A 15003-nucleotide genomic window follows, 5' to 3' on the forward strand; every position below is an offset into this window, starting at 1 on the left:
ACTGTCGCTGAAAGAATCCGGGCCGTCGAACAGGGCCCTGACGCGTCGGGCATAGCGGCTGGGAGCAGCGATGGATCCGTCAGGTCTGCTCCTCGCGGGGTGGTGGCACGACCAACACGGGTCGGCCGTGGTGATGAGTCAGTTGACGCGACACCGACTGGCCGGCAAGCGTCCCGATGAAAGAGTGCATGCCACCGCGTTGCCCGCCGACGACAATCATCAACGCATGAGTCTCATCGGCCAGGTTGGAGATGATCTCACTGGGTTGGCCATGCGCGGAGTGGTATGTCCAGTCGACGACAAGCCGGTCCAGGAAAGACCGGGCGGATGCCTCGTCATCCCTCAGGCGCTGATTGATCTGCTGCTCCCAGTCCGCCGCGTCGGGATCGATAGGCATGTCACCGGTGTCGGCCACGTGCACGACATGCAAACGCGCGTCAAGCCGTTGCGCGAGGTCGGCCGCGACCGCCAGTGCCGCAGCGCTGCCGCGCTGCCGGTCCCAGCCTAGGACGATGTTCGGCACATGTCCTGGACCGACCAAATAGTCAGGCGCAGTAGTCGTTTCAGCATTCATCGTGATTCCCTCCTCGACATAGCTGCTACACCAGCCAGGCCAGAGCCAAGCCTGCAGCGCACGCCGCCACACACGTAATGAGCGATCCGAACGCGTTAATAAGCGAAGCGCGAACGGCGCCCTGTTCGGCGAGGCGCACGGTTTCGAAGCTCGCCGTACTAAACGTGGTGTACCCGCCGCAAAATCCAGTGCCAATGATGTTCTGCCAATTGGCCGATTGGTGCTGAAAGAGAATCGCACCGGCCAAGATGCCTAGCAGCAGAGATCCGGTGACATTGATCAGAAATGTCGCCCACGGGAAGCGCATGGGCCAGGCTCGCTTCACGAGGGCGTCTACGACGAACCGCGTTACCGCGCCCATCGCGCCGAAAAGGATGGTCAGGGAGCTGATCATCTGCGTGAGCGCCTGCGGTGAACGCCGGCTGCAACGACGGTGCCTAACCAGGCAGTGGCCATGCCGCCCAGTACGCTAGCCAGCCCGTAACCCAGCGCTGCCGCGACATGCGCGCTCCTAGCTAGCAACGAAATATCAAGCGACAGTGTGCTATAAGTCGTGAAGGCGCCACAGCCGCCTGTGCCGAACGCGTACCGGATCCGCTGACGAACCCGACTGTCATCGCCCGTCCGAACCAATCCCTCCAGCAGGGCACCCAAAACGAATGCGCCGACGAGATTGATGAGCAAGGTCGCCCACGGCCACTGCTCGCAGTCATGGAGAAGCGCATCCTCGACCGCGACACGAAGAGCCGTCCCAGCAGCTCCACCAACGAACACCCACAACGATGCCGCAGACAGCGATCGTTGCGGCGATGCCGTCGCGTCCGGATCAGTCGGCAACTCGGAATGTGTGTCACTCATCGTGTGGCACGACCAACGTCAACCGCCGCGCATATCAGCTCAGATCTGGGCGACGACGGGCATTGCACGGGCATCTCCCAACCATTGACGATATCTGGCAGGAACTATCAGCCCAGAGGCGGTTCGAGCTGCGATGCTCAGGCGAGATCCATCACCCGCGCAAGACTGTACCTCGCGTGTGGTCCCAAGGTGAAGCAACCCGTTAACGGTGCCGGATGCCGCTTGATCCAACTCGTGTCTTACTAGGATTCGACACGAAAATGAGAAACCAGCTGCGACATTTTCGTGAGAATTTCTGCAAACCAGCAATTAGGGCGAGCGCTATTCGCCACTTAGCGTGAGAACCTACAGCGGCTTCGACGGTCCCTCGCCCTGGGGACCACAACACGTCCGCCAGCCGGGGTGCTGACACCCTTCGGTACTGAAGCGGCAGTGATTATCCGTGCTGTGCATATCAATTCGGCAGCGTCCGGTTAATGAGGAGACCGGCTAGTGCGGCGCAAACGAGGAGCAGCACCCCCAGCCGAAACCAACTCGTGCTGTTGTCTCCCCGGACGGTCTCGTAGCCGATCTGCTGCTGGATGCTGGCGTAGGCAGTCTTGAGTTCGGCAGTGTTATCGACATGGAATGCGTGTCCGCCCGACAATTCGGCGACGCGTTTGAGGGCGTCGTCTTCGACTGGCACCGACACGTGTGCACCGTCCAACTGGATTGTTCCGTTGGGGGTTCCAAAAGTGATGGTGGAGATCGGCACACCTTGATCGCGGGCGGCGCGGGCGGCGGTGAATTCGCCTCGGGGATTATCGGGGTCGGGCGGGTGGTTCTCCCGGCCGGTCGACTCCAGCACGATCCGTGCCGGTGGTGCACCAGAACCTCCGCCGAGCACCGCGCCCACAGTGGCGATGGATTGCAGTGCAGCGAAGATAGCGTCGCCGACAGCGGTGCGATAAGAGACTTGCAGCTTGTCGATCGCGGTCATGGTGGCCTGGTGATCGATTGTCGGGGAGACCAACACCGCTGGAGTGCCAGAGAAGGCGATCAGCCCCAGATTGATTCCTGCAGGGAGCTGTTCGGTGAATTGTCTACCGACTTGCTGGGCGGCGACCAGCCTGCTCGGTGCCATGTCGGTGGCGGTCATCGCCGGCGATACCTGGATCAATAACATGACGACTGCGCGATTGCGCGGAATCTGTACCGAATGGGTCGGGCCGGCCAACCCCACCGTCGACGCGAGCAGCGCAACCACGAGCAGGATCGCCGGCAGGTGCCGCCACCGCCTCGATCCCGTCGGCGCTACGCGCTCCAGTATGTCCATATTGGCAAATCGCAGCAGTCGCCGTCGTCGGCTGATCAGGGCCAGGACGTACAGGCCGACCAACCCGATGACGACGAACACAAATAAGAACCACCACTTGTGCTCGAAACCTGACGTTGTCAACGGGCCCAGCATAGGCACTGTCATCTCCGGGATTCCCGTCGGCGGCAGTAACTTTCGATTGCGGGCGACGAAGCTGTATGCCGCACGGCGCTGTGCATCTGTGAATCCTTTCTGCGGGCGTGGTTAGCCGCGCAAGGTGAGCAGCCCAGCCTTACGCGGCGGGACAGCACTGGCCGATTCGGGGTTGCCAAGGCAAGGGTGCGCCAGGTGGCCCAGAACCGTCTGCGCCGTCTGGCACCCCAACGAAGCGCAACCGTAACAGGTTGATGGAGAACGGCGTTCAGGATCCGCACGACGAAATAGGCCCGCGGCAAAGTGGGGACAGTACCGAATCCGCGGACGGCGGTTTATTACTTTTATCCAATGGTGATTCCCCACCTCCTCGCAGCCGGGACGCACGCGGGCGTCAACTCACAGCACACGGGGTGTTGCGCCGAGCCGAACCGGCTGAGCACGCACCCCTCTCGTCAGAGCTTTGGCACTGCACGCCGTATTCGCGACCGAAAAATCCAGCCGCAGAAGCCACTTGGGCTCAACCCTTAAGCCGGGAAGAGCTGTCCTGACCCGGGGCGTCTTTCGACGTTCGGGGTCAGTGGCCTGTATCCGTGCGGACGCCTCACCTAGCGAGGTGCTACCGCAATTCTCAATGCTGGGCTCGCACCGGTCAAGCTTTCTCTACAGTGAGTCCGACACCGACGCTGGCGCGATTACACCGGCCGCCGAGACCGGGCCGCCCACCCTCGCCCTTCTCGGCGTGCCACTAGGGCTGCCCGGCCACCTCTACTACGCCGGACTGGGTGCGCTGGCGCTCGTCGGAGTCGTGGAGTGGCCGATCGCCGCGACGTGGAGCCGGTGGATTCGCAATCACCCGATTTCTGAATCGAACCCCTTCTGGTGCAACAGTTGTCGCGACCGGCGAGACGGTCCGCACCGACTCACCCTATGATGCAGTCGAGGTTGACACGCCCCGGTGCGCGCTCGGTCAGGGCATCCCCGATGCTGGGCTGAACGGCACCTCGGTTCGGGACTGAACGGTTTCCGATGTCACGGCATGCCGCTTCGGGGCAGCCGCCGCCCGTGGGTTGACCCGATGAGCTGATGTGTGCCAGGCTTGTTCGCGCAGCACCTCGATAGGTGAGGCGTCCGCACGGATACAGGCCACTGACCCCGAACGTCGAAAGACGCCCCGGGTCAGGACAGCTCTTCCCGGCTTAAGGGTTGAGCCCAAGTGGCTTCAGCGAGACTGATACGCCGTGCAGTGCCAAAGCTTTGACGAGAGGGGTGCGGAGACCATCTCTTAGATGTGTGCTCTCTCACCTGTGCTAGTTAGGTACGACCGTGTGGGCGTGGTGAACTGCCCCGTGGCTGGAGGGAGGTGAGGACCCGAATGGCAAGTGGCAGTGGTCCGTATCCCAATCCGCGAATAGGTCTATCCGGACACCTCATGCACCGCTGAGTGGGTGTCGCAGCCGGGTTCCCCCGGGTGTGTGCAGTGTCGATCGACAACCGACACGGCCTGGCGCGGTGCGCGAAATCCAAACCTGCGCAGACACCACCCGACGCGCCCTTTCCGTCACGTGATTAGCACGCTGTCGGGAAAACACCAGGAGTACAACATGATCGACACAGTGGACACCGTCGTGCGGATCGCCGCAGGACTTGGCCTGGGCGCAGCTATCGGGTTGGAACGGCAGTGGCGATCGCGCAACGCCGGTTTGCGCACCGCAGCCCTGGTCAGTCTTGGCGCCACGCTGTTCGTCGTCATGGGTGGCTACGCGTTTACCGGTGTCAACGCCGACCCCACCCGCGTCGCCGCCCAAGTCGCCTCCGGTATCGGTTTTCTCGGCGCTGGCGTCATCATGAAACAAGGTGCCACCATCTCAGGACTGAACACCGCCGCCACCTTGTGGGCCGCCGCCGCGGTGGGCGCGCTGGCCGGCGGCGGGCTGCTAATCCCTGCAGTGATCGGCGCGGGTGCGGTGATCGCCGCCAATATCGTCCTGCGACCGATCGGGCGCCGTCTGGACCACCATCATGGGCCGGGAACTGAAAAAGCCTCTGCTGAATACCGATTCGAGGTCCGCTGCGCCACGCGCGCCGAAGCGCACATCCGCGGCTTGGTGTTTGACGCCATTTCGCGCCCCAGCCTGACCGTGCAATCGATCACAGCGATCGACCTGCCCGGTGATCAAGGTGTCCGCATCGCCGCGACCGTGATTGCCGACGAACGCGACGACCACCGTATCGAAGCCGCTCTCGCCGACGTCATCAAGGCCCCCGAGGTCACCGCGGTGCGGTGGACCGCCGACGAAATGAGCTTGGACGACTAGCGGCAATATCCAGCAAAGGCCCCAACGCGGAACTAGATCGCGGCGCCGGGGTTCAGGATGCCCAGCGGGTCGAGCGCCTGCTTGATGCGCTGATTCAGCGCCACCACCTCGGGCCCGAGGTAGCCGTCCAGCCATGGCCGCTTCAGTCGCCCGACGCCATGCTCACCGGTGATTGTGCCGCCCAACCCGGTGGCCAGATCCATGATTTCGCCGAACGCGAGCTGAGCCCGCTGCGTCATCGCGGGGTCGGCAGCGTCGTACACGATCAGCGGATGAGTGTTGCCGTCGCCGGCGTGCGCGATCACCGAGATCATCAGGTCCTGTTCCTCGGCGATACGGGCAATCCCGGTGACCAGCTCGCCCAGCGCCGGAAGCGGCACCCCGACGTCTTCGAGCAGCAGCGATCCCTTGGCCTCGACCGCCGGGATGCAGAATCGGCGCGCGGCGACGAACGCCTCGCCTTCATCCGGATCGTCCGTGGTGAAAACGTCCGTTGCATTGTGCTCGGCAAATATCGCCGCTATCAGTTCGGCGTCCTCACCGCTGGCGCGGCCGCGCTCGTCGGAGGCGGCCACCAGCATCGCGGCGGCCCCGCGATCCAGGTCCATGCGCAAGGTGTCCTCGACGGCATTGATCGCCGCCGAATCCATGAACTCCAGCATCGCGGGCCGCAGCCGCGCCGAGACCCCGAGCACCGCGTCGACCGCCGATTCCAGCGAGGCGAACGTGGCCACCACGACGCTGGAGGTGTTTTGGGCGGGCAGCAGCCGCAGCGTCACTTCCGTGACGACACCCAGCGTGCCCTCACTGCCGACGAAGAGCTTGGTCAGGCTCAGGCCCGCGACGTCCTTGAGCCGCGGGCCGCCGAGCCGTACCGCGGTGCCGTCGGCCAGCACCACCTGCATGCCCAGCACGTAATCAGTGGTGACGCCGTACTTCACACAGCACAAGCCCCCGGCGTTGGTGGCGATATTGCCGCCGATGCTGCAGATCTCGTATGACGACGGGTCCGGCGGGTACCAGAGGCCGTATCCGGCGACGGCCTTCTTCACCTCGGCGTTGAGCAGGCCGGGCTGGCATACCGCGGTGCGGGTGACCGGGTCGACGGTGATGTCGCGCATCTTTTCCGTCGACAACACGATCCCGTTCGCCAGCGCGGTCGCCCCACCGGACAAACCGCTGCCGGCTCCCCGCGGTACGACGGGCACTTGATGGGCGGTGGCCCAGCGCAACACCTTCTGCACGTCTTCGGTGCGGCGCGGCCGGACCACGGCCAGCGGCGTGCCGGCTGACGGGTCGAAAGCGCGATCGTGGCGGTAGCCGTCGGTGATGGAGGGGTCGGTGACGACCATCCCATCCGGCAGGTCGGCGATCAGGCCGGCCAGGGTGTCGTCATTGACTGTGGTGCTCACGGGCTGATTTTACGGCTCGTTATCGCCAGCAAACTCGGGTGCGCGGTCGAGTTCACGCAGCGACGGCAGCGCGATCGCGATCAGGCCGATCACGATGATGGGCACCGCCAACGTCAGGAACGTCACCCGCAGCCCGGCGGCGTCGGCCAGCGGGCCGGCCACCAGCAAGCCCAACGGGCCCGCGGCGAAGGTAAGCCCCGTCATCACCCCGACCACCCGGCCGCGCAGGTGGTGTGGGGCCCGGGTCTGCATCACATAGTTGTAGATCGGTTGAATCGGCCCGTAGACCAAACCGGTCACCGCGCACAGCACCAGGATCACCGGCAACGGCGGCAGGAACGCGATGCCGACCGACGCGGCACCAAAGGTGAGCGTCGCGGTCAGCACGGCCGTGCGCCGCCGGGTGTATTTCGAGAGCAGGGCATAGCCGAGCGCGCCCACCACGCCGCCGACCCCCAGGGCCATCAACGCCCAGCCCAACTCCGCGGGTTGATGACGGTCGCTGAAGTATTTGGGAAACAACACGCTTTCCATCGGCAGGTACAGCGCGGTGACGACCAAGTCGACCAACCCGAGCGTTCGAAGCACCCGCAGGTTCCACACAAACCGCAGGCCTTCGGCGACCCCTGACATCAACCCTTGTGGTCGGACCGTGTGGTGCGGCTTGCCGGTGCCCTCCAGGCGTAGTGCCCCAATTGCGATGAACGACAACCCGAAACAGCATGCCGTGATCCACATCGTGTTGACGCCACCGACGGTGGCGATCATCACACCGCCGATGCCCGGACCCAGAATGTAGGCCAGGTTGAGAATCGCCTCGTAGACGCTGTTGGTGCGGTCCAGCGACCAGGCGGCGCGGGCGGCGGCTTCGGGCAGCATCGACTGGCGCGCTGTCGTCCCGGCCGGGTCGAAGGCCGCCGAGAAGAATGCCAGCACGGCCAGCTCGACGACGTTGATCGCGTCCGCGCCGAACAGCCAGGCGATCACCGGGACGGTCGCCACGGCCGCGCCGGACAGCGAATCGGAGATCAGCGAAATACGGCGGCGCCCGAAAAAGTCGACCGCGGTACCGGCGACCAGCGTGGACAGCACCATCGGCAGTGTCATCGCAGCGGCCACGACCGACGCGTCGCCGGCGCTGTTGTGCTGCTGTAACGCCAACCATGGGAAGGCAACCAGCGAAATGCCGGTACCCGCGGTCGCCATCAGCGTTGCGAACAGAATCAGAATCGCCGGGCCACGGCTGGAATTTGTCATGGATATCGCGTGAGAATCTAACCCTAAAGCGATCACGCGAGCCACCGAATTTCGTGGGCGGCATTGGTTGACTGCAGGATGTTGCTGTGCTTGTTCATCCGAATACCGGATTGCCATTCGATTCGCCGGTTGCGCCCGGTACCGGGTGGCCCGGCGATCCGGCTGTGCCGCAGACGCCGCAGGCCGCTGACGCCGAGCAGGTTCGGGCGCTGGCCGGCGGGGCCGACTCGATAGCGGAACTCGACGCCTCGGTCAGCGTCTGTCGCGCCTGCCCGCGGTTGGTCACCTGGCGTGAGGACGTTGCTGTGGCCAAACGGCGGGCATTTGCCGATCAGCCGTATTGGGGCCGGCCGGTGCCGGGCTGGGGATCGCAGCGGCCGCGAATCTTCATCGTCGGGCTAGCGCCCGCGGCGCACGGCGCCAACCGCACCGGCCGGATGTTCACCGGCGACCGGTCCGGCGACCAGCTCTACGCGGCCCTGTACCGTGCCGGACTGGTAAACCAGCCGATCAGCGTGGATGCCGCAGATGGATTGCAGACCAAGCAGATTCGAATTTCCGCACCGGTCCGGTGCGCGCCGCCGGCCAACGCCCCGACCCCGGCCGAGCGCGACACCTGTTGGCCGTGGCTGGAAGCCGAATGGCGGTTGGTGTCCGATCACGTCCGCACCGTCGTGGCGCTGGGCGGGTTCGGCTGGCAGATCGCGTTGCGGCTGCCGGGCGCCACCGCGACGCGGGGGACGCCCAAGCCGCGGTTCGGCCATGGCGTAGTTGCCGAGCTGTCCTCGGGCATGCGTTTGCTGGGTTGCTACCACCCCAGCCAACAGAACATGTTCACCGGTAGGCTGACTCCGGCAATGCTCGACGACATCTTCATTGAAGCCAAGAAGCTGGCAGGGATTAAGTGACCTTCCATGTCTAAAGTACTGATTTCCGGGGCCAGCGTCGCCGGTACAACATTGGCGTATTGGCTTTCCCGGCATGGCTTTTCGGTCACCGTCGTGGAGAGGCACCCGGGGCTGCGCCCGGGCGGGCAGGCCATCGATGTGCGGGGCCCGGCGCTGACGGTGCTGGACCGGATGGGCCTGCTCACCGCTGCCGCCGACCTCAAGACCGGCATTCGCGGTTCGTCCGTCGTCGACCGCGACGGCAACGAGCTGTCCCGGGATACCGAATCGACGCCCACGGGCGGTCGCATCGACAACCCCGATATCGAGCTGCTGCGCGATGATTTGGTCGAGTTGCTTCACCAGGCAACCCAGCCGGCGACTGAATACCTCTTCGGCGACAGCATCGCCGCGCTGGAGAACCGCGGCGCGGGCGTGGATGTGACGTTCGAACGTTCGCCCGCCCGCAGTTTCGACTTGGTGATCGGCGCCGACGGCTTGCACTCCAATGTGCGCCGTCTGGTTTTCGGTCCCGAGGACCGATTCATCAAAAGGTTGGGCATCCACGCCGCCATCTTCACCGTACCCAACTTCCTGGATCTGGACTTCTGGCAGAGGTGGCACTACGGGGACACCACGATGGTCGGGATCTACAGCGCCCGCAACAACACCGAGGCGCGCGCCATGTTGGGCTTCATGGATACCGAACTGCGCCTTGACTACCGCGATGTCGAAGCCCAATTCGCCGAGGTGGAGCAGCGCATGACCGGCGCCGGCTGGGTGCTGCCCCAACTACTTCAGTTCATGCGCAGCGCACCGGATTTCTACTTCGACGAGATGGCACAGATCGTGATGGATCACTGGTCGATCGGACGGGTGGCCCTGGTGGGCGATTCCGGGTATTGCTCCTCACCGGTTTCGGGGCAGGGCACCAGTGTGGCGCTGCTGGGCGCCTACATCCTGGCCGGCGAGCTCAAGCGAGCCTCCCAGGGCGACTGGGTAGACCACGGGCTCGCCTTTACCAACTACTTCAGGCGTTTTCACGGCTACACCGAGCGCACCCAATTCCTGGCGACTGACAACATTCCCGGCGGTGCGCCGATATCGCAGGAGCAGTTCGACGCGATCGTGGGTTCGATCACGCTGAGCACCTACTGATTGGGAACGAACACGGCACCGAATGCGTTGAGGCCATCGTGCGTCTTTCCGTCCTTGATCTAGTCCCGGTACGCACCGACCAGTCGACCGGCGCCGCGCTGGCGGCCACCGTGGCGCTGGCGCAGACCGCCGATCGGCTCGGCTATACGCGCTACTGGGTCGCCGAACACCACAACATGGAATCGGTGGGCGCCACCAGCCCACCGGTGCTGCTGGCGTACCTTGCCGCCCAGACGTCGCGGCTGCGACTCGGATCCGGCGGCGTAATGCTGCCCAACCATGCGCCGCTGGCGGTCGCCGAGCAGTTCGCGCTCTTGGAAGCGGCGGCCCCCGGCCGGATCGACCTGGGCATCGGCCGGGCGCCCGGCTCCGACCCGGTGACGTCGTACGCGTTGCGTGGGGCCCGCGACGATCGCGACATCGAGAACTTCCCCGAGTACTTAGACGACGTGGCTGCGCTGATGAGTGCGCGCGGCGTGATGGTTCCGCTGCGCTCGGGCGACTACCGGCTCAAGGCCACCCCGGCCGCGGCCAGCGAACCACGGCTCTGGCTGTTGGGCTCGTCGATGTACTCGGCTCGTTTGGCCGCCGCCAAGGGCTTGCCCTACGTGTTCGCACATCACTTCTCCGGCAAGGGAACCGAAGAAGCACTCGAGGTCTATCGCTCACGATTTGTGCCCAGCAAGTTGACCGCCGAGCCTGTGACATTCTTGACGGTGAATGCCTCGGTGGCCGAAACACGCGATGAGGCAACGGCTTTGATGCTGCCGAACCTGCAGATGATGGCGCGGCTGCGCACCGGGCAACCGCTGGGGCCGGTGCCTCTGGTGGAGGAGGCCCAAGTCGCGGAACTGACGGCGCCCCAACAGCACATCGTGGAAAGCGGGTTGCAGCGCGCGGTGCTGGGTACTGCGGTCCAGGCCGCCGACCAGCTGCAGGCGCTTGCCGAGCAGTTCGGAGTCGACGAGGTGATGGTGAACCCGGTCGCGTCGGCCCGTCGCGGCACCGACCCGGCCACTGCGCCGGGGCGGGTGGCGACGCTGGAGCTGTTGGCTAAGGAATTGTTCTAGCGCTGGCGTCGCTGATTTTCTCCTGCTTGGATTCGCCCGAATTGGGTTGGGGTACATGGCTGCCGATCCAAGCCTCTAGTTCGGCCGGTGGCAATGGCGGGGTGTGCACGAATCCCTGGGTAATGGTGCAGCCGTATCGCTGCAGCGCGTTCAGCGTGTCCTCGTCTTCGACACCCTCGGCCACCAGGTCCGCGCCGAGGCTGTCGGCCAGCGCCACTGTGGACCGCACGATGGCGACCGACCGGGCGTCCTGGGACAGTCGCGACACGAAGATTCTGTCAAGTTTCAACTCGTTGACGGAGACATCCTGTAAGCGGGCCAGCGACGACCAGCCGGTGCCGTAGTCGTCCAGTGAGATGCGAACGCCAAGGTGTTGCAGTTCGGCCACGGTATTGCGGGACCGCACCGAGTCGACGAGGGCGCCTTCGGTGATCTCGATGATCAGGGCGTCGGCCGGTAGACCGCGGGCCCACAGCAGCCTTTCGATCGTGCCGACCAGCTCGAGGTCGAGCAGGTTCGTGGTCGCCAGGTTGACCGAGACGGATGAGGTGATGCCCGTTTCGCGCCAATACTGGATCTGGGTGAGAGCGAGTTTCAGTGTGCGGTCGGCGATCTTGCGCATCAGCCCGGCGCGTTCGGCGGCGGGCAGGAATACCTCGGGCAGCAGGACTCCACGACTGGGATGGTTCCAGCGCACCAGCGCCTCGACACTGTGCACGCTGCCGTCGCTCGTGTTGATCTTGGGTTGGTAGTACAACGTCGGTTCATCACCTTCGAACAGCGCGGTGCGCAATTCGTCGATGAGGTTCGGGTCGGTTTCGCGATGCACCTCGAATGCCGAGTCGTAGACCGCGATCTTGCCCATGGCGGTTTTGGCGTGCGGCATCGCCGCCTCGGCGCGACTCAACAGCTCTTGTGGATGTTCACAATGGTCGGGGCACAACGCAATAGCGACTCGCGCGTCGACGCGCACGGTTATCGGATCTAACTCGAACGGTTCGCCTAGGGCTTCGAGTAAACGACCCGCTTGGGCGCGGGCGCCGATCAGGTCGGATCCCTCGGTCAGCAGGATCGCGAATTCGTCATCGCTCACCCGCGCAAGTAGGTCCGCGCGGCGCACGCTGGTCGCAAGTCGATCCGCGATGTGGCGCAACAGGTCATCACCGAATTGGCGGCCGAGCGAATCGCTAATCTCGCCAATCTCATAGAGTTTCACCAACAGCAACGCCTTGCGTGACGACGTTTTCAGAGCCGACTCGAGCTCCGTCGGTGCGGGGCCGTGCAATGAGGTCAAAGCCGTTGCCAGCGAACGACGGTTGGGTAGCGCGGTCAACTCGTCGGTCATGGCGTGCTTGTAGTTTTCGGCCACCATGCTGACATCGCGGAAGGTCAGCGAGAAGCGCAGGGCCACCATGATCAGGCTTAATGCCGCCAGACTCGCTGCCAATCGCGAGTCTTGATCCCATACGGCGACGACGAGTGCCACCAGCGCCCACGCCACCGACACGGTGTATGAGCCGAATCCGCGTCGCAGCCCCGGCGTCACCGGCGATGCGGGCGCCCAGCTTGCCATCGCGATGAGAAGCGACGCCGCGGGCCAGGCGGCATCCAGCGTGCTGCCCACCCGATACGAGCCCGCAGAGGTCTCGAACAGATAGACGGTGTCCGCGATCGCAAACCCGAACAGGCCCGCAACGAGCATTGCCCAGCGGAATTCTTTGAGCCAGCCGACTATTGGTAATATTCCGGCGGCCAGAGTCAACAGGACCAGGTCGCCCCACGGATAGAGCATGCCTACCAGAACGGTGTTCGGTGCTCGGGTCGCGGCCGCATGGAAGGGCCCGGCTCGCAGCGAAATCCCCAGCGCGGCCATGGCCAAACCGCACACCAGTGGATCGAGCCGGATCGGAATCGGGACGGAGGCCAGGCGTGACCGCAGGAGCAGCAGTAGCCCGACGTAGACGAATGGGTAGAACGCGAGGTACTCCGGATCGGCCGACGAGGGGGACTGCCCGTCGGGCACCCGCAATGCGTAGACGACGTCACCGATCGCCGAGCATGCCATCCCGGCCGCGATCAGCAGCCAGGCCAGGCGGTCGGTGGTGAAGTGGTAAGCGCGAGCGGCAATCAGCCCGGCCGCCAACAGGTTCAACCCCGCATACAAATACTTGGCGAAGGATGCGTTGTCGCCGGCATTGCCGCCGGCAACGCTCGTTGCGGTGAAAAAGAATACGCCAATTACCAACAGTGCCATGGCTATCCGGATCGGCGTCGGTGGCCACCAGACGCCGTCGGCCGCTTCCTCTAGCGACGTGGCGGGCTTTGGCTCCGTCCGCGCGGCACGTGCCGGCCCGGATGCGCCCGCGACGGCGCGGTAGCCCGAAGCGGCCGCAGATAGGGGGGCCAACTCGGCCAGTTTGGCCGGCAAGTTCGATGCCGGCGAGTCGGTCGACCGTGGGAATGTATAGGAGAACGGAATGTCTGGCACAAAGCTTCGGACGCATTGGCCGCCTTCGCGTTTGGCGGTATACATGGCCAGGTCGGCATGTCGCAGGAGCTGGTCGACGGTGCACTTCGACGCGGCGGTGGCCACCGTGAAGCCGATGCTCGGCCGGACCGCGACGGGCACGCCGTCGATCACGATCGGAGCGCTGAACGCCTCGAGAACGTCGTGCGCGACCGCTTGGGACTCTTCGACGGAACCTTCTAGCAGCACCGCGAATTCGTCACCGCCGAGCCGCGCGATCAGGCCGTCCTCGTGCAGAGCGGCGGTGAGCCGTCCAGCGACCCGGACAAGAAGCTCGTCGCCGGCCGGGTGCCCCAGGCCGTCGTTGACCGCTTTGAAGTTGTCGAGATCAAGGCACAACACCGCAATTGGCGCGCTGTCGCTTTGCCGGGCGGCGATAGCGGTTTCCAGCCGGTGCAGGAATTGGACCCGATTCGCCAGGCCGGTCAGGCTGTCCCGGAACGCTTCCCGCGCGACTTCGGACAACAGCTTCTGGTTTTCCAGCAATACCACGAACTGTCGGGCGAGCACCCCGCGACGAGCAGCCCCAGCGCGGCGACCATTGGTCCGTGCGCCATCAGGCTGACAGCGCGACTCATTCCCACCGCCGCGGCCAGCACCACCGGCAGGTACGGCAACCACAGCAGGGAGCGCGACAGCACTTCGGTTCGCGGCGAGGTGCTGGGGGATTCCTTGACGCTGGACAGAGCCGCCAGCGCGATCAGTCCCATTCCAGCCACCCGGGCCAGGTCGGCCAGATCGTTGACGTGATAGGTACCCACCCCGGTGCGGAACACCGTGGCGATGTCGGCGACGTTGATCACCGCGGTTGCGGCGGCCACCAGGCTGCGGCTCGGTGGGTCACCGGGACGACTCCGCGACAGCATCAGGATCCCGGTAGTCAGCAGCAAGACATCGGCGAAAACCTGAGCGAGCGTCGCGAGCTGGGAACCGCTGTCTTCGCGCACTTGTTTGCCGACGACGAAGACCCACGAGACGACGAAGAGGGACGTCGACACGATCAGACCGTCGAGTACCAGTCGCCGGGGACTGTGCCACGTCACCTGGGATAACAGCAGCAAGGACGCCATAGCGCCGATGGGGTAGACCAGGAAGATGATGTCGGCGGTCGCCGGGTGGATCGCGTGATCCAGCTCCGGGCGGACGTCATAGACCGCCCACACGATCTCGGCGATCGCCCAGCCCAGCAGGGCGGTGTCCATCGCCAGCCAGCCGACTCTGCGGCGCCCGGTCGCAAAGTGAGCCGCGCGGCCGGCAAATGTCGCGGTGACCAGCAGGCACGCGACCGTCACGATTACGTCCAGGGGCCGCGTCACGTTGGCGCTCTGCCATTTGCGCTGCGACGAGACCGCGACCAAGCACCCGGCAACGGAGTATCCCGCGATCACGAACCAACCGACGCGCGCGGACAGCCCGAATCGCTGCCACGGAATCCCCGTCCAGCGTTTCATAGCTGCTCCAGCCGATCTGTCCCCCCGCGGTGAACAGATGG

At 64.8% G+C, this 15003-nt stretch carries 13 protein-coding genes and 3 riboswitches; of the genes, 5 read left to right on the forward strand and 8 right to left on the reverse strand.

The genetic code is table 11. The annotated features are described in order from the left end of the window. Nucleotides 1–79: 79 nt before the first annotated feature. The 4 genes from H7K34_RS06190 to H7K34_RS06205 form a co-directional block, all read right to left on the reverse strand. Nucleotides 80–574: a universal stress protein gene (locus H7K34_RS06190; RefSeq protein WP_264060926.1), complete on the reverse strand. Its 495-nt coding sequence runs from the start codon at nt 572–574 to the stop codon at nt 80–82. A 25-nt stretch (nt 575–599) separates the two neighbouring features. Beyond that, the gene (gene crcB / locus H7K34_RS06195; RefSeq protein WP_264060927.1) at nt 600–968 is read right to left on the reverse strand and encodes a fluoride efflux transporter CrcB; all 369 of its coding nucleotides are present in this window, start codon (nt 966–968) and stop codon (nt 600–602) included. Next, entirely contained in the window at nt 965–1432 is a 468-nt protein-coding gene (locus H7K34_RS06200) for a fluoride efflux transporter FluC (RefSeq protein WP_264060928.1), read from the reverse strand. The genes crcB and H7K34_RS06200 overlap by 4 nt, the downstream gene beginning before the upstream one ends. A 91-nt stretch (nt 1433–1523) precedes the next feature. After that, nucleotides 1524–1597: riboswitch (Fluoride riboswitch) on the reverse strand. Between the two features lie 289 nt (nt 1598–1886). Further along, nucleotides 1887–2894, reverse strand: a complete 1008-nt coding sequence (locus H7K34_RS06205; protein WP_264060929.1) for a VWA domain-containing protein — start codon at nt 2892–2894, stop codon at nt 1887–1889. 428 nt (nt 2895–3322) lie between these two features. Beyond that, nucleotides 3323–3505, reverse strand: a riboswitch (M-box (ykoK) riboswitch). A gap of 11 nt (nt 3506–3516) precedes the next feature. On the opposite strand from H7K34_RS06205, the gene H7K34_RS06210 reads away from it, so the two are divergent. Both H7K34_RS06210 and H7K34_RS06215 read left to right on the forward strand, forming a co-directional pair. After that, nucleotides 3517–3816: a hypothetical protein gene (locus tag H7K34_RS06210; protein WP_264060930.1), complete on the forward strand. Its 300-nt coding sequence runs from the start codon at nt 3517–3519 to the stop codon at nt 3814–3816. A gap of 173 nt (nt 3817–3989) precedes the next feature. After that, a riboswitch (M-box (ykoK) riboswitch) is annotated at nt 3990–4158 on the forward strand. A 328-nt stretch (nt 4159–4486) separates the two neighbouring features. Further along, complete coding sequence (locus H7K34_RS06215) at nt 4487–5200, forward strand: MgtC/SapB family protein (RefSeq protein ID WP_276059301.1); 714 nt, start codon at nt 4487–4489, stop codon at nt 5198–5200. Between the two features lie 32 nt (nt 5201–5232). On the opposite strand, the gene H7K34_RS06220 is transcribed toward H7K34_RS06215, so the two are convergent. Together H7K34_RS06220 and H7K34_RS06225 are read right to left on the reverse strand one after the other, a co-directional pair. Then, complete coding sequence (locus tag H7K34_RS06220; protein ID WP_264060990.1) at nt 5233–6552, reverse strand: FAD-binding oxidoreductase; 1320 nt, start codon at nt 6550–6552, stop codon at nt 5233–5235. A gap of 69 nt (nt 6553–6621) precedes the next feature. Then, the gene (locus H7K34_RS06225) at nt 6622–7869 is read right to left on the reverse strand and encodes a multidrug efflux MFS transporter Tap (protein ID WP_264060931.1); all 1248 of its coding nucleotides are present in this window, start codon (nt 7867–7869) and stop codon (nt 6622–6624) included. A gap of 71 nt (nt 7870–7940) precedes the next feature. Here H7K34_RS06225 and H7K34_RS06230 point away from each other — a divergent pair, with 71 nt between their 5' ends. From H7K34_RS06230 to H7K34_RS06240, 3 genes are read left to right on the forward strand one after another with little or no spacing between them, the layout of a single operon-like run. Next, on the forward strand, nt 7941–8777 hold the full coding sequence (locus tag H7K34_RS06230; protein WP_264060991.1) for a uracil-DNA glycosylase: 837 nt from the start codon (nt 7941–7943) through the stop codon (nt 8775–8777). Nucleotides 8778–8783: 6 nt separating this feature from the next. After that, the gene (locus H7K34_RS06235; protein ID WP_264060933.1) at nt 8784–9914 is read left to right on the forward strand and encodes an FAD-binding protein; all 1131 of its coding nucleotides are present in this window, start codon (nt 8784–8786) and stop codon (nt 9912–9914) included. 38 nt (nt 9915–9952) lie between these two features. Next, nucleotides 9953–10984 (forward strand): LLM class flavin-dependent oxidoreductase, encoded by a 1032-nt coding sequence (locus tag H7K34_RS06240; RefSeq protein ID WP_264060935.1) that lies wholly within the window; start codon nt 9953–9955, stop codon nt 10982–10984. Here H7K34_RS06240 and H7K34_RS06245 read toward each other — a convergent pair. Together H7K34_RS06245 and H7K34_RS27025 are read right to left on the reverse strand one after the other, a co-directional pair. Then, the gene (locus H7K34_RS06245; protein ID WP_264060936.1) at nt 10968–13997 is read right to left on the reverse strand and encodes a diguanylate cyclase domain-containing protein; all 3030 of its coding nucleotides are present in this window, start codon (nt 13995–13997) and stop codon (nt 10968–10970) included. The genes H7K34_RS06240 and H7K34_RS06245 overlap by 17 nt on opposite strands. After that, nucleotides 13937–14962 carry a hypothetical protein gene (locus H7K34_RS27025; protein ID WP_264060937.1) on the reverse strand — a complete coding sequence of 342 codons (1026 nt, stop codon included), beginning with the start codon at nt 14960–14962 and terminating at the stop codon, nt 13937–13939. Before H7K34_RS27025 ends, H7K34_RS06245 begins: the two co-directional genes overlap by 61 nt. Between the last annotated feature and the right edge of the window lie 41 nt (nt 14963–15003).

This window comes from Mycobacterium montefiorense, assembly GCF_025823255.1.
In the GTDB taxonomy this organism is placed as follows: domain Bacteria; phylum Actinomycetota; class Actinomycetes; order Mycobacteriales; family Mycobacteriaceae; genus Mycobacterium; species Mycobacterium montefiorense.